15 protein-coding genes and 1 pseudogene are annotated in these 18,282 nt (G+C 60.5%); 15 read left to right on the top strand and 1 reads right to left on the bottom strand.

Annotated elements, in window-relative coordinates:
• Positions 1 to 96: 96 nt before the first annotated feature.
• Positions 97 to 1,581, bottom strand: a complete 1,485-nt coding sequence (locus I6F16_RS18245) for an integrase arm-type DNA-binding domain-containing protein (RefSeq protein ID WP_225173910.1) — start codon at positions 1,579 to 1,581, stop codon at positions 97 to 99.
• Positions 1,582 to 2,587: 1,006 nt separating this feature from the next.
• Between I6F16_RS18245 and I6F16_RS18240 the strand changes: the two genes are divergently transcribed.
• From I6F16_RS18240 to I6F16_RS18175, 15 genes and pseudogenes are all read left to right on the top strand, one after another.
• Entirely contained in the window at positions 2,588 to 3,457 is an 870-nt protein-coding gene (locus I6F16_RS18240; protein ID WP_225114497.1) for an AraC family transcriptional regulator, read from the top strand.
• Between the two features lie 15 nt (positions 3,458 to 3,472).
• On the top strand, positions 3,473 to 4,408 hold the full coding sequence (locus I6F16_RS18235) for an AraC family transcriptional regulator (RefSeq protein ID WP_225114496.1): 936 nt from the start codon (positions 3,473 to 3,475) through the stop codon (positions 4,406 to 4,408).
• Positions 4,409 to 4,707: 299 nt separating this feature from the next.
• On the top strand, positions 4,708 to 5,337 hold the full coding sequence (locus I6F16_RS18230; protein WP_225114495.1) for an NAD(P)H-dependent oxidoreductase: 630 nt from the start codon (positions 4,708 to 4,710) through the stop codon (positions 5,335 to 5,337).
• Positions 5,338 to 5,380: 43 nt separating this feature from the next.
• Positions 5,381 to 6,628 carry an MFS transporter gene (locus I6F16_RS18225; RefSeq protein ID WP_225114494.1) on the top strand — a complete coding sequence of 416 codons (1,248 nt, stop codon included), beginning with the start codon at positions 5,381 to 5,383 and terminating at the stop codon, positions 6,626 to 6,628.
• 55 nt (positions 6,629 to 6,683) lie between these two features.
• Positions 6,684 to 7,934 (top strand): acyl-CoA dehydrogenase family protein, encoded by a 1,251-nt coding sequence (locus I6F16_RS18220; RefSeq protein WP_225114493.1) that lies wholly within the window; start codon positions 6,684 to 6,686, stop codon positions 7,932 to 7,934.
• 17 nt (positions 7,935 to 7,951) lie between these two features.
• On the top strand, positions 7,952 to 9,028 hold the full coding sequence (locus tag I6F16_RS18215; protein ID WP_225114492.1) for an alpha/beta hydrolase: 1,077 nt from the start codon (positions 7,952 to 7,954) through the stop codon (positions 9,026 to 9,028).
• A gap of 105 nt (positions 9,029 to 9,133) precedes the next feature.
• Positions 9,134 to 9,433, top strand: coding sequence for a DUF1330 domain-containing protein (locus tag I6F16_RS18210; protein WP_225114491.1), 300 nt, complete (start codon positions 9,134 to 9,136; stop codon positions 9,431 to 9,433).
• Between the two features lie 54 nt (positions 9,434 to 9,487).
• A complete protein-coding gene (locus tag I6F16_RS18205; RefSeq protein WP_346656578.1) occupies positions 9,488 to 11,326 on the top strand; it encodes an acetoacetate--CoA ligase in 1,839 nt (612 codons plus the stop codon).
• A 23-nt stretch (positions 11,327 to 11,349) separates the two neighbouring features.
• Entirely contained in the window at positions 11,350 to 11,472 is a 123-nt protein-coding gene (locus I6F16_RS38205; protein ID WP_346656576.1) for a hypothetical protein, read from the top strand.
• A 311-nt stretch (positions 11,473 to 11,783) separates the two neighbouring features.
• A complete protein-coding gene (locus I6F16_RS18200; RefSeq protein ID WP_225173909.1) occupies positions 11,784 to 12,605 on the top strand; it encodes an SDR family NAD(P)-dependent oxidoreductase in 822 nt (273 codons plus the stop codon).
• Between the two features lie 142 nt (positions 12,606 to 12,747).
• Positions 12,748 to 13,644 carry an SDR family NAD(P)-dependent oxidoreductase gene (locus tag I6F16_RS18195; RefSeq protein ID WP_225114488.1) on the top strand — a complete coding sequence of 299 codons (897 nt, stop codon included), beginning with the start codon at positions 12,748 to 12,750 and terminating at the stop codon, positions 13,642 to 13,644.
• Between the two features lie 147 nt (positions 13,645 to 13,791).
• Complete coding sequence (locus I6F16_RS18190) at positions 13,792 to 14,994, top strand: ABC transporter substrate-binding protein (RefSeq protein ID WP_225114487.1); 1,203 nt, start codon at positions 13,792 to 13,794, stop codon at positions 14,992 to 14,994.
• Positions 14,995 to 15,149: 155 nt separating this feature from the next.
• A complete protein-coding gene (locus I6F16_RS18185) occupies positions 15,150 to 16,037 on the top strand; it encodes an AraC family transcriptional regulator (RefSeq protein ID WP_225114486.1) in 888 nt (295 codons plus the stop codon).
• A gap of 266 nt (positions 16,038 to 16,303) precedes the next feature.
• Positions 16,304 to 17,328: pseudogene (locus I6F16_RS18180) on the top strand (maleylacetate reductase).
• 24 nt (positions 17,329 to 17,352) lie between these two features.
• Positions 17,353 to 18,255 (top strand): intradiol ring-cleavage dioxygenase, encoded by a 903-nt coding sequence (locus I6F16_RS18175; RefSeq protein WP_225114485.1) that lies wholly within the window; start codon positions 17,353 to 17,355, stop codon positions 18,253 to 18,255.
• The last annotated feature ends 27 nt before the right edge of the window (positions 18,256 to 18,282 follow it).

Here is an 18,282-nt window from a genome sequence, read left to right as displayed (position 1 = left end):
GGTATGAGCGTTTCGGTTATTTTCTGTTCTGGCCGGAGGGACTCTCAAACTCGTCGCGCGAGTACGAGCAAGTTGGCAGTTGCAATCGCACTTACATTACGAAAAAGCTGAACTGATCTTTTTAGCAAGGGTTGCGTTCATGGATAGCGTAGAACGGTGCTTCGCCGCAGTGACGGCAATCGGTTTCTTTCTGTCACGACGGGTGAGGTGATCCGTTCGAAGATTCCGATCGCACTGATCGCTGCCTTGCTCCTCGCCGAGATTGCTTGGCTTCGATCGGAATTTGCTCACAGCTCTTCGGCTTGCCCGATGACCAAGCCAATCGATCAGAGCTCCCTGTTCTGTGCGCAACTTACCGAGTGCGGAAAACACGACGGTACTGATAGCTTGTTGCTGGCTGCGCAGATGGTCTTCAACTAGCTTGTGTCGAGTGACATAGCCTGCATTCACTCCAGGGATTGAATGGTTCATCAGGAGCTTGGCGTCGAATTCGGAAACGCCAGCAGCGGTGGCAAGTGTCCGAAATGTTTGACGAAGGTCATTGCCCCATTTTGATAAGATATCTCGGTCCTCCTTGGTTTCCGCCAGGTGTCCGGAGGCGCTCTCAGCTGGGAATAACCTTTCTTGCGCCTGAGTCGGATGCATTTGCCTGCCGAAGCGAAGCACTCGAATGAGGCTCAGGATCATTTCCCGAGACAGCGGGATGTCGAACGCTCGCTTGCTGCCTCCCTTGGGCCTAGGGATGTGGAGCGTTCGGCGTCGAAAATTGATGTGTTCCGGCTTAGCCTGCTGCAATGCGGTTGGCCTAGACCCACACAGCAAGGTGAAAAGATGGAATTCGCGCCGGATTGGATTGTCCAGATTTGCCAGCTCTATGAACCATCTTCTCAAATCGCCGGTGCCCATACCCGTGTTCCTGCGCTCCTCCTGATTCCAATCGACAGCATCCGCGGGATTGTCACGCGGCAGCGATCGATTGGTCTTCCGAGCATGATTGTAGATGGCTCGCAGCGTCCGCATGCTCCCATTGGCCATGTAGGGACCGTTCTCCCTAGTAAGCTGATCATGCTTTTTGGCGACGCGAGCCGGATCATTCGCGAGATCGAGCAGAGGGGTGTCAAGCCATTCCGAAAAGAGACGTTCGACGTGATCCCGATAACCACTTATCGTTTTCTCGCTACGGCCTTTTCGGATTAGGTGGGCTTCCAAATAGCGTTGCCAAGCCTGCTTCAGGGTCGCGCCCGTTACCCCACTGTTCCAATCGGTCTCGGCCTGTCCGGCCTTTCCGCCTAGCCTCAGTTTCGGGTGCTGCCCCTTGCTGATCTGAGCAAGGTATTCCTTGGCAATTGCGCGAGCCGCTCGAGTCGTTAATTCGGTGGCATCTCCAATCGACACTCTTATGGAAGAGGCCCGCTTCCCCCGATGTCTGAGGTCGCCTTGAACCGTGAAGGTCCTTTTCCGCTTACCCACGACGACGAAGAAACCTTTCAACTCGGTGTCGCGAGCCAAATACCAGCCATCTTCAGGAGTCGGTAGCTGAGCGATAGCTTTGTCGCTGAGAGCAATGCGAATGTCGGTCATGGGGGCGGATGTGAACTGCTAAAACGGTTTTCAAACGGTTTTGGCGAGCCGAGGTGTTTGAAGGTCTGGGTTCGCTGGACTGCGAAGCTATGCGACAAGTCCCTAGAAATAAAAGACCTTCTTGGCCGTTGTCGCGGCGTGGCGTAGATTCAGAAATCGTAGAGAGGCGCCCGTCTTGAACTCTTAATCAGCGGGTCCCAGGTTCGAGCCCTGGTGCGCCCACCAAACGATATCGATCGCTTGCAGCGAATGAGCATCAGAACGGGACGTTTGGTTGGACGTTTTCAGCGTCCAACCAAAACAGACACTGCTCATCGACCCCTGCACCACCGAGACCCGGGCATAGACGAGATCTTCGGGCACCAGAGGCAGGATCAAGCAGTTGCTCAACCTCGCAAAAAGCGGGTCCAAACGGCTATCGAGACTTGCGGCCGGTCGCGGCGAGCAATTGTCCTGCAAAATGGTGCACGGAGCGCGCCCCTGCGCGTCAGTGTCGCTTCCGAGAGGCGGTTAACGTCATCGCTCATTCCGCGATACTCGGGTTACAGGAGCATCGGAGGTGACTCTCGCAGAGCGGAACGAGCAGGACCTGGGAGCGAGATGGCGCTGATGCGTTGGTGGGTGCTGCCGCTCGTGCTTTGCACTGAGCTTGAACTCTATCACTGCGCCGCGAGCCGGCCCACCAGTCGCCAAAGAATGCGATGATCAAGACCAACTGCGTGTCATGGGATGTGACGTTTCGTGTTTTCGTCGCTGCATAGTGCCAAGACACGACTTGGCTTCTTACAAGCACAAGGTCCTCATCAGCATCGATGACCTGCCGAATATCTCGGCGACAGAACTGATCAGCTCCACTTCCTTACCTCTCCCCTGCAGAGTCTCGGTCAGCCAAACGAAGGCGCTGGCGTGCTCAGAGCATCATCGTTATAGTGCACTATTCTTCATCATCATGCCGCGCATATTGCGCTGCAGCGGGCCCGTCAGCTGACACCAAGCCGAGCACGAGATGGAAGCCAAGCGTGAGTTTAGAGGCTCCGATACCCACCGCGTTCTGCAGCGGTTTGGGGCCGACATTCATGCCTCGAGTGAGGGGTATGGATGGTCTTCGATTTACGCATCCATACAAAGGGAGAATCCCTTCGAGGGCCGGTTCGAAGCGATCGCTGACGACCTCATTGTGTTGCACCGCAGCGGCCCGGTGCAGACGACCTTTGAATCCGGCGGCCACGTCACTTCGCGTTGCGTTCCAAAGGGAAGCGCCTTCTTTCTACCGGCAGGTCATGCGTGCAAGGTGGGACTGCACGGGACGCTGGATACGCTGCATATTTATCTGCGCGCAACCTTGGTTGGACGCGAACGTGTCAATGAGGTCACGCCGCTGCTGGTTGAGCGGGATGTGGTTCTACAGCATCTGGCGCACGCGGTTGAGCAGGCACTTTGCGAGAACGTCTCGAATTCAGATCTCTTCATCGATCCGATCGCGCGGGCACTTGCGAACAGGATCTCCGCGATCAGCAGAAGTAGCGAACCCTGGCAGGTTCAGACCGCTGGGCTGCCTGAATATCAGCTCCGGCGCCTTCAGGATTTCATCGAAGCCAATCTTGAGGGTGAGATCACCCTTGCTGCGATGGCCAGCGCGTGCGGCATCGGCACAAGGTCTTTCGGTCGAGCTTTTGCAGCAACGACCGGCAAATCACCATACCAATACGTGATCGCGGCACGTGTCGAACGGGCCAAGCGCTTGATCGAGCAAAACCAGCAAGGCCTCGCCGAGATCGCACTGCGCTGTGGCTTCTCTCATCAGGAACACTTGACGCGTGCCTTCCGCAGGCTGACCGGCCAAACGCCCGGTCGGTACCGTCGCGGCGTCCACTGATAGGCAGTCAGGCCGATGCAGAAACACTCCGATTCACCATCGCCAGCAGCAGCGCAAAATGAGCGCACCGTGCGGCCTTTCGACAGAGGCGAGGTCCATTCCGTGCTGCGACAGTTCGACGTGAAAGGCCAGGCGTCGAGTGCGGGGCTCGGCTGGTCGACGATGTTCGCATCGGTTCAGCGGGAAGAGCCGTTCAGGGGCCGCTTCGAAGCCAATGCCAACGCCCTGCTGGTGACTGCGGCGAGTGGACCAGTCGATGTTACCTATCGGATCGATGGGCGTGTCGTATCCAGGCACTTGCAGGAGAAGGGGATATTTTTCCTGCCGCCGCGCCGCGACTGCGAGGTGACGCTAGATACGCCATTGGATTCGATCCATGTGTACCTGCGTCCTGAACTGTTTGCCGGCTCTGAAGGTCAAGCGCAGAACTCCGATTTCGGCCTCTCGCCTTTGTTGGGTGAGCCGGAGCCCTTAACCCACAATCTCCTGGCCGTGGTGGAGGAAATGGTGCGTGAGGGTGATGTCTCGTGTTCCCTTATGGCCGATTCAATTGCGCATGCCATAGCCAATCGATTTGTCGTGCTCAATGGACGGAAGCCGAAAACGTCGGGTGGTGTGGAACGCGGCCTGAGTACGCGTAGCGTGCGCTCGATTCGTGATTTCGTCGAAGCCAATATCGCCGATTGCATCAAGTTAGGCGATTTGGCTGCGATCTGCGGCGTAAGCCCCGAGTATTTCATACGCTTGTTCAAGTCTTCGCTGGGCGTGTCTCCTCACCGCTACGTTGTGGGGGTGCGAATTCATCATGCGAAACTGCTCCTCACGGATCCAAACATTGGCCTCGCGGAAGTCGCAAGGCAATGCGGGTTTGCGCACCAGCAACATTTCACCAACACGTTCCGTCGGATGACCGGCTTGTCGCCGGGCGCTTATCGACGGGCAATGAATTAAGAACTCCACGATCTGCCTTTCCGATCTGAACGCTGGCTCGTTTCCTGGAAACGAAGCCGGCAGTTTGTGTCAGTTTCCTGCAAACCGGTCCGGTTTGTGCAGGCTTAGCCCCCCGGCATGTCCTACCTTCACCTCACGAAGAGGCGCCACACGCAATCAAGGCGCCGATGATGGGGAGAGACGCGCATGGCATTGTTCGATGCCGGGCGAGGGTGCTCGCATATCCGAATTGGCCAGCATTCGCATGAGGTGCCTTGCACCTCGGCTGATCGTGCTGCGCAGGAAAGTGGGCCGCTGCGATGAAGGACTGGTCTCCGCTCGTCGTCGGGATCGGCGGCACGTTGCGCGACGGATCAACCTCGGAGAGGGCGCTCCGCCTGGCTTTGACGGAAGCCGCGCGGCTCGGTGCGAAAACGCAGATCTTCGCCGGGCAATCGTTGAATCTCCCTCACTACGACGCCATTGAACGTACGGAGCGTGCGACGACCCTGGTCGAAGCGCTGCGCGCCGCAGACGGCATCATCATTGCCACCCCAAGCTATCACGGCTCGATCTCGGGCCTGGTCAAGAACGCAATAGACTACACCGAGGATCTCCGCGCGGACGCGCGCAGCTATCTTGCCGGACGTGCTGTCGGCGCCATCGTATGCGCGGGCGGAGCTCAAGCCATGGGACCGACGCTGGGAACTCTGCGGACCATCGTTCACGCGCTGCGCGGTTGGCCGACTCCATTTTCAGCGGTGATCAACACCGCGCAGAGGCCATTTTCCGCAGATGGTGCGTGCAGTGATCCAATCATAGCGCAACAGCTTGGATTCGTGGCCGAGCAGGTCGTCGAGTTCGCGAGAATGCGGCGGCTGTATGAGAGCCGGCGCAATGGGCTGGCGCGTCAAGAAATATCAGAAGCCGCGCCGGCGCAATGCGCATAGAACGCGGCCGAAAACAACCATACGGGAAACAATGGGGAGGGTTATGAGCAAGAATCGCATCCTTAGTTATGAAAATCTCGTTGTCGTCCTGATGGGGTCCGCGTTTGGCTTCGTATTCTTCGACCGTCTTGCGCTGAATTTTCTAGCTCCATTTCTGGTGCCTGAGCTTCAACTGAACAACACCCAGCTGGGTCTCCTCTCGGCTGGCCTGGCGCTGACCTGGGCAATCGCCGGCTATGTCGTCGGCACTCTCTCGGACTATTTCCAGAATCGTAAAACGCTGCTGGTCTGCGCGATAGTGATCTTCTCGATGTGCTCGGTAGGATCCGGTCTCGCCAATTCGTTTCTGACGCTGCTTGCCGCGCGCCTCGTCATGGGATTTGCGGAAGGACCTGTGCTTCCGATCGCGCAATCGATCATGGCCGCGGAATCGTCGGAGCACCGTCGCGGCTTCAACATGGGCGTTCTGCAGAATTTCTTCAGCGCGCTCCTCAGTAATTTTGCCGCTCCTCTGCTGCTCGTCGCAATTGCGCAGATCTACGGCTGGAGAAGCGCTTTCTACATAGCGGCGGTGCCTGGCTTCGTGGTGGCCGCCCTGATTATCCTATTTATCCGTGAACCTTCGTCGGGTGCCGCTCCGGTATCGACTGCGTCGGCGCGCAACACGATCCCGCTTTCGACGATGCTGAAACATCGCAACATCTGGGTTTGCGCGATCGTGAGCTGCCTGATGGTGTCTTGGCTCCTGATCCAGATCACGTTCCTTCCGATCTACCTGGTGCAGGTCCGCGGTCTGTCGCCAAGCGCGATGAGCGTTGCCGTGGCCGCGACCGGTATCGCGACGGCCGCGTCTTCGATCATCGTACCAGCGCTGTCGGATCGATTTGGTCGCCGTCCGATCCTCGTCTTGTCAGGCTTCGTTGGCGTGATTGCCCCGGTGACAACCGTCATGTTCGACGGACCGTTGCCTTTGATGGTGTTGTTCATGGGCATCGGCTATCTCGCCATTGGCGGCTTCTCGTTGTTCATGGCCACCGTGCCGTCCGAGACGATCCCGCCGACCCATGTTGCTACCGCGCTTGGCTTCATCATGGGGGTGGGCGAGCTCGCGGGCGGCTTCGCGGGCCCGGCTCTCGCCGGGATCGCTTCCGACGTGTTCGGTCCGTCCAGCTCGATGTGGATCGCCGCTGCGCTGTGCATCTGTGCAGGCTTGCTTTGCCTGATGCTGGACGAAACTGCGCCGCGGGTGCTCGAGCGCCACAAGAGAATGATTGTGAGTTCGCCGGCATGAATCCCTATCGCCCATCAGCCGCAACCGCGCTCAACGGAAATATCAGGAGATTGAAATGAACGTTCAGGCCATGCGCAAGAGCCTGCCGGCACCGGAACCTCACCTCACTCCGCAGGATCTGATCGATCGCGCAGCCTCGATGAGAACGCTGCTGCGGGAATCGCAAGACGAGACCGACGAGCGGGGACACTTTTCGGACGAGATCCAGCAGAAATTCATCGATGCTGGATTCTATCGGATCCTGCAGCCCAAAATGTTTGGTGGCTACGAGTTCGATTACGAAACATTTTTTCGCGTCATGGTGGAGATATCGCGCGGTCATCCGGCCGCAGGGTGGTGCTTGACGTTGGCCGCTTCTCATGCGCCCGTCATAGCCTCGCACTGGTCGGAAGCTGCACAGATCGAGATCTTCGGTGCATCCGGACATTTCGCGTCACCGCACCGGGCTGCCCCCGGGGGCACGTGCCTGCCGGTCGAGGGCGGCTATATCATCAATGGTGTATGGCCATATTCGTCGGGAATACCGCACAGCACGCACTTCCTTGGCGCAACGTTGCTTCAAACGTCGTTCCCGCCGCGAATCCTGCACTTCGTTGTGCCGCGAGGGCAATACACTATTCTGGGCGATTGGGGTGGAGACCGCACCTTGGGCATGCGCGGCTCCGGCTCGAACAGCGTCAAGATGGACAATGTCTTCGTGCCCGAGCACATGACTGCGTTCTTCGACGCGCTGGGTGTAAAGCAGGACCTCTCCGACGGCACACCCGGAACGCGATTGCATGGCAACCCCATGTATCTCGGCGTTCTCATGGGTCCTTATCACTCGGCCCTGACATCGCCTATCATCGGTGCCGCGCGCGCGGCGATCGACGAATATCGCGACATTCTGTTCTCGCAGAACACATTTGTTCCACCTTTCATCAAGCGTGCCTTCGAGACTGATTTCCAGGTCAATTATGGCCGCGCCATAGCGTTGACTGACGCAGCCGAAGGCGTGCTGCTCCAGGGTTTGCGCAAGCACATGGACTACTGCCAGCGGTGGGCGAAGACGGGTGTGCAAGCCTCCGCGGAAGAAAACTTGCGACTCTGGGGAATGCTGCAGACCGGTGCACGTCTTGCCTGTGAAGCCATCGAACTCTTGTTCCAGACCGCCGGGTCGACCGCGGCGCGGAAGGGCTCAAGGATGCTTCGATACTTTGGCGACGCCCAGATGTATCGAGGACACATGTCCTCCCAGTACATGACCTTCGCGAAGTACATTGGTCGCAGCAATCTCGGGCTGCCGACCGGTTTTCTGGATCTCTGAAGAAAGTCGGAGGGGACGTGACCCAAACTAAAGCAAAACCTGCTCCGTTGGTGCTGGCAGATCAGGGATTCTTCTGGACCGGTCTGGTCCGCCAGCAGACACCGAATGGCACCATCGCCGCGGGCCAGATGTTCGTGCAATATCAGATCCCGGAGCACATCCGGCATCCATATCCCATCGTCATGGTGCATGGTGGTGGGGGGCAGGGAACGGATTTTCTCGGTACTGCCGATGGACGGCCGGGATGGGCCACTTACTTTCTGAAACAGGGTTACGCGGTCTATGTCGTCGACCGCCCGGGGCACGGTCGCTCACCCCTGCATCCGGAGGCTCTGGGTCCCATGACACCTCCGCTGACCTACGAATTTGCCATGACGCTGTTTAGCGCGCCCGGCAAGCAGCCGAACAGCTGGCCAAACGCACAAAAGCATAATCAGTGGCCTGGTTCGGGCGTCGTCGGCGATCCAGCCCTGGACCAATTCATCGCGACCCAAGGTCCGTTCCTCGTGTTCTTGGCACAGACGCAACAGTTGATGCAGCGGGCCGGTGCCGAATTGCTGGATCGTATCGGTCCATCGATCCTGCTCACCCATTCCATGGGAGCGCCCTTCGGCTGGCTCGTGGCAGATAGTCGGCCGAACCTGGTGAAAGGCATTGTCGCGGTCGAGCCAATGGGGCCGCCTTTCGCCCAGTTGCCAATGGGGCTGGGCGACCTCTCTTACGGACTCACTGCGATCCCGATGACGTTCGATCCGCCCATCAAAGGTCCAACTGAACTGCGGCGCGAAATCCGCAAGGCTCAGAAGCCAGGGTTGGCGGACTGCTTCGTTCAGAAAGAGCCGGCGAGGCGTCTTCCCAATCTCGCATCGGTGCCCGTTGCTGTCGTGACATCGGAGGCGTCGGCCTGGTCCATGCACGACCACGGCACCGTCGATTATCTCGTCCAAGCCGGCGTGCGCGCCGTCCATCTGCGGCTCGAAGACCATGGCCTGCGCGGCAACGGCCACCTGATGATGCAAGAAAGGAACAGCGATGACATTGCTGCTTTCCTGGAAAGGTGGATCTCGGAACATGTAGGGTCACGACCAACATAGATTCGATTTTTCGCGCCGCCGCATCTTGTGGTGAAGCCGCGACTGGAAGGTGCGAGTGAGGTGGTCCGGTTTGTCAGCAGACCGTTAGCGCAGGAGGAGTGCGAGATGGCGAAAAAGGGATATTGGGTCGGTCACATCAACGTCACGAGCCCGGAGCGCTACAAGGACTACATCGCGGCCAACGCCGCACCATTGAAGAAGTACGGGGCGCGGTTCCTTGTCCGAAACGGTGCATGCGAAGTGCACGGCGACGCACTTCAAGGGCGTCGCCACGTCGTCATCGAGTTCGAAAGCTACGCAATAGCCAAGGCCTGCTACGACTCACCCGAGTATCAGGCGGCGGCCAAGATTCGCGACGAAGCCAGCACCTCCGAATTCGTCATGATCGAGGGGCACGAGGACTGATAGCGATCCGCGGCGGAAGCTCGGGCTGAACGAGATCGAAGTGAAAGACTGCCGATGAAAGCAACTGCGACCTTGGAGCTGCTGTGGACCCCGTTCGAGGACAAGATCGTCGGGTCTCGCTTGTGGGATTACATGAGGTGGCTTGATGAGCGCCACGGTCGCAAGTTCGAAGACTACGAGGACCTCTGGCGCTGGTCGACGAGCGACTTGAACACCTTCTGGGGATCGATCTGGGACTATTTCGACGTGCGGGCAGACGGTGACCCGACCCCCGTGCTGCAATCGGACGCGATGCCCGGCGCCGATTGGTTTCCGAATACCCGCTTGAACTATGCCGAGCACGTCTTCCGCGCTGCCAGGCCCGAATCGCCTGCGCTCGTCGTGCTCAGTGAAGCGGGCGAGGCCCGGGAGGTTAGTTGGGAAGCTCTGCGGCAACAGACGGCCGCGCTGGCGGCAACATTGCGTCGTCTGGGCGTCAAGCGGGGTGACCGCGTCGCCTCCTACCTGCCGAATCGTCCGGAGACGGTCGTTGCGCTTCTGGCATGCGCCAGCATCGGTGCGATCTGGTCCAGCTGCTCTCCCGAGATGGGGCGAACCATGGTGCTCGATCGTTTCGGCCAGATCGAACCGAAAGTTCTGTTTGCCGCCGACAGCTACACCTACAACGGCAAGACCCACGATCGCGCGCCTATCGTCGAGGAGTTGCGCGAAGGGCTTCCGAGCGTCGGGCACATCATTCATGTGCCCGGCCCGCTTGCGGCGGAGCGACCGGTCCGATGGCGCAACCTGATGAGCTGGGGAGATGCCGTCAGCGGCGATGCCGAATTGCAGTTCGATCGCGTGCCGTTCTCGCACCCGCTCTGGATCGTCTATTCGTCGGGAACGACGGGCTTGCCGAAGGGGATAGTCCACGGCCACGGCGGCATCGTCCTGACCCATCTCAAAACCATGTCGCTCCAGCACGACCTGCGTCCCAGCGAACGCCTGATGTTCCTGGCAAGCACAGGATGGATCGTGTGGAACCTGCAGGTCGGCGCGCTGCTGACAGGTGCTTCGATCGTGCTGTACGACGGCAATCCGGCCTGGCCGGACAATCGGGCGATCTGGAAATTGCTGGATGCGTACGGCGTTACGCATTTCGGCTGCGGCGCCGCGTTTCTCACCAACTGCATGAAGGACGGCTTGCGCCCTCGGGAATTCGTCGCGCTGGAGAAGCTGCGGTCGATCAGCTCGACAGGGTCACCGCTGCCAGCCGAGGCCTATCGGTGGGTCTACGACGCGATCAAATCAGATCTTTGGCTTGCGTCGATCAGCGGCGGCACCGACATAGCTTCGGGCTTCGTGAGCTGCAGTCCTGTGCTGCCGGTCCATCCCGGAGAAATCCAATGCCGTGAACTGGGCGTCGCAGCATTCGCCTTCAACGAGGCGGGTGAACCGGTCTCGACGAGGTCGGCGAGCTCGTCATCGTCAAGCCGATGCCGTCGATGCCGGTTTTCTTCTGGAACGATGAGGGCGGCCGACGCTACCGGGAGAGCTACTTCGAACAGTTTCCCGGCCGCTGGCGACAGGGCGACTGGATCCGTTTTTCAGCCGCCGGGACCAGCCAGATCTACGGTCGCTCCGACACCACAATCAACCGGTTCGGCATCCGTATTGGAACCGCGGAGATCTACCGTGTTGTCGAGGACATCGCAGAAATCCGCGACAGTCTGGTTGTCGACCTCGAGTATCTCGGGCGAGAATCCTACATGCCGCTCTTCGTCGTGCTGCAGCCGGGGCTCATGCTCACGGATGAGCTCAAGGCGAGGATCGCCACACAGATCCGCACCTACGGCTCCGCTCGCCACGTGCCGAGCGAGATCTTCCAGGTCGAGGAGATCCCACGCACCCTGACCGGCAAGAAGATGGAGCTTCCGGTGCGCAAGCTGCTGCTTGGCACTTCTGCCGAAAAGGTGGCGAGCCCGGATTCCATGGCGAACCCGGCGAGCTTCGAATACTTCGTCAGGTTCGCGGAGCACCTGAACCTGCAGCGGGTGTAGGGACGGGAATGGCACTGCCGCCGTGCGCTAGCTCGGTCCACCCCATCGACGCGGATGAACTGAGGAGACGATAATGCTGCATTGCGACATGTAGTTTGTGTCAGTTTTTTGCAACCCGGATCGATTTGTGCAGGCGGCGGTGTGCTGCTTCTCCTAGCTTGGCTTCAACAAACGCTTCGCAAGCGCGACGCGGAATTCTTGGGGGAGACGCGCATGGCATTGTCCAATGCTGGCGAGGCGACCTCGCATTGGCTTGCGACAGCTAGACATCCCCGGGGATGGCCTGGGCTGTTCGATGAGGGCGGTCGCTGATGATGATCGAGAGGTTCTCTGTCAAGGGATATGGCGCGATTGTCACGGGCGGCGCCAGTGGCACCGGTCTCGCTTTTGTCGAAGCACTGGCCGATAGCGGTGCACGGGTGGCGATCCTTGATGTGGACTCGATCTCCCTGGGCAAACAGGTGGACCGGCTCTCCGCGAGAGGTTTGGACGTTCGAGGTCACAAGCTTGATGTGACTGATCGCAAGGCAGTCGATCAGGTCTTCGCAGAAGTCGCAGCAGAATACGGACGCCTCGACGTCGTTTTTGCCAACGCGGGCATCGACCCCGGAATTGGCTTTTCCAATCCGGACGGCAGCCCGTCCGAGGCAGGTGCTATCGAAAACTACGAGGACGAGCGGTGGAACAGAACGATCGAGATTCATCTCAATGGCATCTTCGCCACCATTCGCGCTGCCGCGCGCCATATGAAACGAGGCGGAGGAGGCGGGAGCATCGTGGTCACAACGTCGATCGCCGCCTACTTGAATGAGGGGATGATAGGGGCGGCCTACATGGCCGCGAAAGCGGGAGCAGCACATCTGGCGCGCAACGCTGCTCTCGAACTGGCCCCACACAAAATCCGCGTGAACGCAGTCGCGCCCGGGTTCATCGTCACAAACATAGGAGGTGGGTGGCTAAAGCAACCCGAGGTCCAGAATTCAATAGGAGCCACGGTCCCGATCGGCCGCCTTGGAGACGCTGACGACCTGAAGGGATTAGCTCTTTTCCTAGCGTCCCCCGCGTCGAGCTACATTACCGGTGCGCAAATTCCGATTGATGGCGGTGTGAGTCTTGGAAAGAGGTCCGCTTGAATCGGCGGCGAATGCTGTCCTGGTGCGGCCCGAGACGCTGGTGGCATGGCGCATGCGTGGAGCGACGCCAAAAGGCATCGCTCATGCTCGAGAAGGCGCGATGACGTCGAGGGGCGTGCGCAAGGATCAGGAGCACCATCAAATGAAAGATATCGAAGACAAGGTCGCGTTCATCACGGGAGGCGCGAGTGGGATCGGGTTCGGAGTGGCCCGCGCGTTCCTGCGACATGGGGTGAAGGTCGTTATCGCGGACGTCCGTCAATCGCATCTCGATGCGGCGGCTTCCGCCCTCGATCGCTCCAACAAGAACTACCATCTGATCCGTCTGGACGTTACCGACCGCGAGTCAATGGCACGGGCCGCGACGGAGACCGAGAAGGTATTCGGCAAGGTCCACATACTCTGCAACAATGCAGGCGTATCGAGCATGGTGGCTATGGAAGACGCGAGCTTCGCGGATTGGGATTTTGTGATGAACATCAACGTCGGGGGCGTCGTCAACGGCGTCGCGACGTTCGTTCCACGGATTCGAGCGCATGGAGAAGGGGGTCACATCGTCAACACCTCCTCGATGGCCGGCATCCTCGCTCTTCCAAATCCCGGCGGTATCTACTCGACATCCAAATTCGCGGTGCGCGGCCTGACGGAGTCGTTGCGAATGGCGCTCGGACCGCACAACATCGGCGTTTCGCTGCTTTGTCCCGGCCTGGTTCGCAGCAATCTCGTCGACACGACGCTTCACCTCAACACGTCCGGTTCTGCTCAACCGGCGGGCGGCCCGTTCGCGGCCGGCGCTTCGCCGTTGGAAGCCGGAATGGATCCTCTCGCCGTAGGCGAAAGAGTGGTCGAAGGAATCGTCGGGAACGAGCCATACATTCTTCCGCACGGCGAATTCAAAGACGAAGTCGCAGAATCGTTCGCAGAGATACTTCAGTCGTTCCCCACCGATCGAGATATCGATCCGAAACGGCAACAGTTCGAAGCGATGCGCCGGCAAGCGACGACGGAGGCCAAGCGCTTGGCTGCAAGCATTGGTTAGAACTTCGGTCTGGCGATCGAGGAGGACGCCGATCTCCGTTGGATGCCCGCACGCAGCCGAGTAAGTTCGAAAGACGTCGCAAGAAACGGGGGAAGCAATCCTCCGGACAAACAGCCGCTCTCAGCGCGGCCTATCAGGGAGGTGTCGATGCGAAGCGCAATCGCAGCTGCAGGGCTGTACGTGGTCTGGTCCGTTCTCGCTGCGCCAGCCGTAGCCGAAGACCAGCAAGGTATCACCGCCACCGAGATCCGCATCGGACAGACCATGCCCTATAGCGGTCCAGTGTCCGCCTTCGGCATCCTCGGCAAGGGCGAGGTTGCATACTTCAAGATGGTCAACGACCGCGGCGGCGTCAACGGCCGCAAGGTCAACCTGCTCTCGCTCGACGACAGCTACGTGCCCCCCAAGACCGTAGAGCAGACGCGCCGGCTCATCGAGAGCGACGAGGTTTCGTTCATCTTCTCGACCATGGGGACCGCGCACAACACGGCGATCGCCAAATATCTGCAGGGCAAAAAGGTACCCCAGCTGTTCGTCGCCACGGGCGCCTCGAAGTTCGGCGACCCGGCGCAGTTTCCCCTGGCGCTGATGGGCGTGATGGCGCCGTTCCGGAACGAGGCCCGCCTGTATGCGCGCTATGTCCTGCAAAAGAAACCCGACGCGACGTTCGCGGTGCTGGCGCAGAACGACGATTTCGGACGCGACTACCTCGCCGGGCTCAAGGACGTGCTCGGCAGTCGCTACGAGACGGCAGTCACGGCGGCGGCCTACGAGACGACCGAGCCGACGATCGATTCCCAGATCGTGAAGCTCAAATCGACCGGTGCGGATGCGCTCGTGATCGCCGCGGCCCCGAAATTCGCTGCGCAGGCGATCCGCAAGACTTACGAGATCAACTGGCGTCCGATGATGTTCCTGACCAATGTGTCGGTATGGATGTCCTCGGTGATGGAGCCCGCCGGGCTCGACGCCGGCACGGGCATCATCTCGAGCGCCTATGTCAAGGATCCGCTCGATCCGGCCTGGGCGGACGATCCCGGCGTGAAGGGGTGGCGCGACTTCATGGCCAAATACGTGCCTGACGGCGACATCCGCGATGCCAACTACGTCAACAGTTACAACAACGGCATGGCGCTCGAGCACGTGCTCAAGGCGGCGGGCAACGACCTCAGTCGCGAGAACATCCTGCGGCAGGCGCTGTCGATCAAAGATCTGGAATTGCCGATGCTCCTGCCCGGCATCAAGGTCAATACCGGTGAGAGCGACCATCTGCCGGTCGAGCAGCTGCAGTTCATGCGCTTCACCGGCAAGCAGTGGGAGCGGTTCGGCGAGGTGCTCTCGACCAAGTAGCGTCGATATCGAACCGCATGCAATGATGTCGAGGCAGGTTGGTCCGCGGGTGTTGCCGTTGCGCTGCAGCAAACGACGGGAGCGATCATATTGAAAATCGAGGGCCATTGGGTTTTACTCCGCGGCACCGAAGCTTCGAGCCCTTGGTCTGTCCGATGCAGGCGACGTCGAATTTTGGGGTGCAGGAGACGCACGGGATCCTGAACCGCTTCCAGGCCGAATTCCGCGGCTCGAGCGAAGGGCTCGGCTGGTCGTCCGCATTTGCCTCGGTCCAGCGCGAACGGCCGTTTGAGGGGCACTTCCACGCACTGTCCGACAATCTGATGGTGCTACATCGGGGCGGCCCGGTCGACATCACGTATGTGATGGAGGGCAAGTCGGTTGCCCGGCACATCCCGCGCGGTGGGGTTTTCTTCCTGCCGGCGGGCCATGCATGCCACGTGCTCCTGCGCGCACCGCTGGAATCAACCCATATCTATCTGCGCTCCGACCTTTTCGCCGGCCGTGACGGGTCGCCCCGCGTGATCGGCGGCCTCGCGCCGATGCTCGGCGATCAGGACGCTGTGCTGGAGCATCTTGCCTCGGCGATCGGTGATACCATCACTGGTGGTCTGCCGGCCTCGTCGCTCTTCGTCGATCCGATCGCGCAGGCGATCGCCAACCGTTTCGTGGCAATCAACTTCCACAAGCCGAGCGTGGAGGCCGGCAAGCATCCGAACCTGCTCAGTGCTAGGCAGATGGCACGCATTCGCGAATTCGTTGATGCCAATATCGATAGCGATATCCGCCTCGACCAGTTGGCGGAGCTGTGCGGCCGCAGCACCGAGTATTTCGTGCGGCTTTTCAAGGCGACCAGCGGCGTCTCGCCTTATCAATACGTGCTCAATTTGCGCATAGAGCGCGCCCGGGCGCTGCTTGCCGACGAGACCCTAAGTCTGGCCGAGATCGCGCTGGCTTGTGGCTTCTCCCATCAAGAGCATTTCACGCGGATGTTCCGCCGCTTTACTGGCATAACACCCGGACGATACCGACACAGCCACTAGGTTTGCTGATCGCAGCCGCGGCGGTTGAAGGCCCGATCCGGCCCTGCATTATTTTTCCGGTTTTGTGCAGATTTTCTTCGGTTTCGTGCAGGCCCCCCGCGCCAGCCCACCCCTAGCTTCCTCCCAACAACATGAGATCGCCGGTTCGCCGGCTTGGGAGGATTGCCATGAGCATCGCGCTGGCCGATGCCGGAGGCGCGTCCGTTGCGACGGCCGGCGATGCCGGCAAGGGCGCGTTTGCCTATTGCTCGCAGCAATATCGTGTCCTGTTCGGTACCGGCACCTCGGCGCAACTCGGCGAGGAGGCGGCGCGCCTCGGCATCAAGCGGGCCTTTGTGCTGACCACAAGCGAGCAGCATGATCTGGGGCGCCGGCTCAGTGCAGGCCTTGGCGACAGGCTTGCTGGGCTGTTTCCGGCGCACGCATGCATACGCCGGTTGAAGTCACCAACGAAGCGCTTCGGATTGTGGAGTCCCGCGACATCGACGGGCTGGTCGCAATCGGCGGCGGCTCGACGGTCGGGCTCGGCAAGGCGCTCTCGCTGCGCACGGGGTTGCCGCATATCGCGATGCCGACCACCTACGCGGGCTCCGAGATGACGCCGATTCTTGGCGAGACCAGCAATGGCATCAAGACCACGCAGCAATCCCAGGATCTGGTGCCTGATACCGTCATCTACGATGTCGATCTCACCGTCAGCCTGCCGCCGCACATCTCCGCCGCCAGCGGCCTGAACGCGATCGCCCACGCCGTCGAGGCGCTTTATGCGCCCGACGCCAATCCTCTGACCTCGCTGATGGCGGAGGATGGGATCGCCGCGCTCGCCCGCGCGCTGCCGCGCATCATGGTGGCGCCCGCCGATCCCGGCGCCCGTCGCGATGCGCTCTATGGCGCCTGGCTGTGCGGCGTCTGCCTCGGCGCAGTCGGCATGTCGCTGCACCACAAGCTCTGCCACGTGCTGGGCGGCATGTTCAACCTGCCGCATGCCGAAACTCACGCGATCGTGCTGCCGCACGCCGCCGCTTATAATGCCGCCGCCGCGCCTGAGGCCATGACTCGCGTCGCGCGGGCGCTGCACAGCGCCAGTGCTCCGCAGGGCCTGTTTGACCTTGCCCGGCAGCTCGCGCTGCCGCGCGCGATCGCCGACATCGGAATGCCCGAGGACGGCATCGCGCGCGCCGCGGAGATGGCAGTGCGCAACCCATTTGCCAATCCCAGACCGATTGATCGCGCCCCGATCGAGCAATTGATCGCGGCAGCTTGGCGCGGCGATGTGCCCGCGCAGGATTGAACCTCAGGGATCAAGGACAACACGATGGCCAATTTCAATGAGCATAACCTCACTGACGAGGTGGTTCGCAGCTTCGCCAACACGCCGAACGAGCGGCTGAAGTTCCTCATCGAGGAGACGGTGAAATCGCTGCACGATCTGGTGCGCCGCACCGACCTCACCTTCGAGGAGTGGAATCAGGCGATCGAGTTCCTGACCCGCACCGGCCAGACCTGCACGCCGCTGCGCCAGGAGTTCATCCTGCTCTCCGACGTGCTCGGCGTCTCGATGCTGGTCGACGCCGTCAATCACCGCGAGCGCGAGGGCGCGACCGAGACCACGGTGCTCGGCCCGTTCTATGTCGGCGAGCACCGCGTTACGCCGCACGGTGGCGATATCTCCGAGGGTATCGACGGTGAAGTGATGTTCGTGCAAAGCCGCGTCACCGACCTCGCCGGCAAGCCGCTCGCCGGTGCCGAGATCGACGTCTGGCATGCCGACGACGACGGCTTCTACGATTCGCAGAAGGCCGATTACGCGACCCACGGTCCGTCGCTGCGCGCGCGCTTCGTCACCGATACCGACGGCCGCTTCTCGTTCCGCACGATCTTGCCGTGCAGCTATCCGATCCCGACCGACGGCCCGGTCGGCGATCTCATCACCGCCACGCAGCGTCATCCGATGCGCCCCGCGCATGTGCACTTCCTGGTCAAGGCCGAAGGCTACGAGCCGCTGATCACCCACGTCTTCCTCGATGGCGACCAATACCTGCGCAGCGACGTGGTGTTCGGCGTCAAGGACGAGCTCATCGCGTGCGTCGAGCCGCGCAACGAAGCAGCGCTGCCGAACGGCGAGCGGGTCTCCGGCCCGTGGCACCTGATGACCTACGACTTCCAGATGAAGCCCGGCGCAGGGCTGGTGCCCCGGCCGATGATGGCCACGGAATGACGATCGCAACCGACAACACGACGAAGG

This window comes from Bradyrhizobium sp. IC4060 (assembly GCF_020193715.1).
Lineage (GTDB): Bacteria > Pseudomonadota > Alphaproteobacteria > Rhizobiales > Xanthobacteraceae > Bradyrhizobium > Bradyrhizobium yuanmingense.
This window is presented reverse-complemented; position numbering and strand designations above follow the sequence as displayed.

Bases quoted from the DNA above. Each gene is read 5' to 3' on its own strand.
- I6F16_RS18245 (WP_225173910.1), bottom strand. From the start codon at position 1,581: ATGACCGACATTCGCATTGCTCTCAGCGACAAAGCTATCGCTCAGCTA.
- I6F16_RS18240 (WP_225114497.1), top strand. From the start codon at position 2,588: ATGGAAGCCAAGCGTGAGTTTAGAGGCTCCGATACCCACCGCGTTCTG.
- I6F16_RS18235 (WP_225114496.1), top strand. From the start codon at position 3,473: ATGCAGAAACACTCCGATTCACCATCGCCAGCAGCAGCGCAAAATGAG.
- I6F16_RS18230 (WP_225114495.1), top strand. From the start codon at position 4,708: ATGAAGGACTGGTCTCCGCTCGTCGTCGGGATCGGCGGCACGTTGCGC.
- I6F16_RS18225 (WP_225114494.1), top strand. From the start codon at position 5,381: ATGAGCAAGAATCGCATCCTTAGTTATGAAAATCTCGTTGTCGTCCTG.
- I6F16_RS18220 (WP_225114493.1), top strand. From the start codon at position 6,684: ATGAACGTTCAGGCCATGCGCAAGAGCCTGCCGGCACCGGAACCTCAC.
- I6F16_RS18210 (WP_225114491.1), top strand. From the start codon at position 9,134: ATGGCGAAAAAGGGATATTGGGTCGGTCACATCAACGTCACGAGCCCG.
- I6F16_RS18205 (WP_346656578.1), top strand. From the start codon at position 9,488: ATGAAAGCAACTGCGACCTTGGAGCTGCTGTGGACCCCGTTCGAGGAC.
- I6F16_RS18200 (WP_225173909.1), top strand. From the start codon at position 11,784: ATGATGATCGAGAGGTTCTCTGTCAAGGGATATGGCGCGATTGTCACG.
- I6F16_RS18195 (WP_225114488.1), top strand. From the start codon at position 12,748: ATGAAAGATATCGAAGACAAGGTCGCGTTCATCACGGGAGGCGCGAGT.
- I6F16_RS18190 (WP_225114487.1), top strand. From the start codon at position 13,792: ATGCGAAGCGCAATCGCAGCTGCAGGGCTGTACGTGGTCTGGTCCGTT.
- I6F16_RS18185 (WP_225114486.1), top strand. From the start codon at position 15,150: ATGCAGGCGACGTCGAATTTTGGGGTGCAGGAGACGCACGGGATCCTG.
- I6F16_RS18175 (WP_225114485.1), top strand. From the start codon at position 17,353: ATGGCCAATTTCAATGAGCATAACCTCACTGACGAGGTGGTTCGCAGC.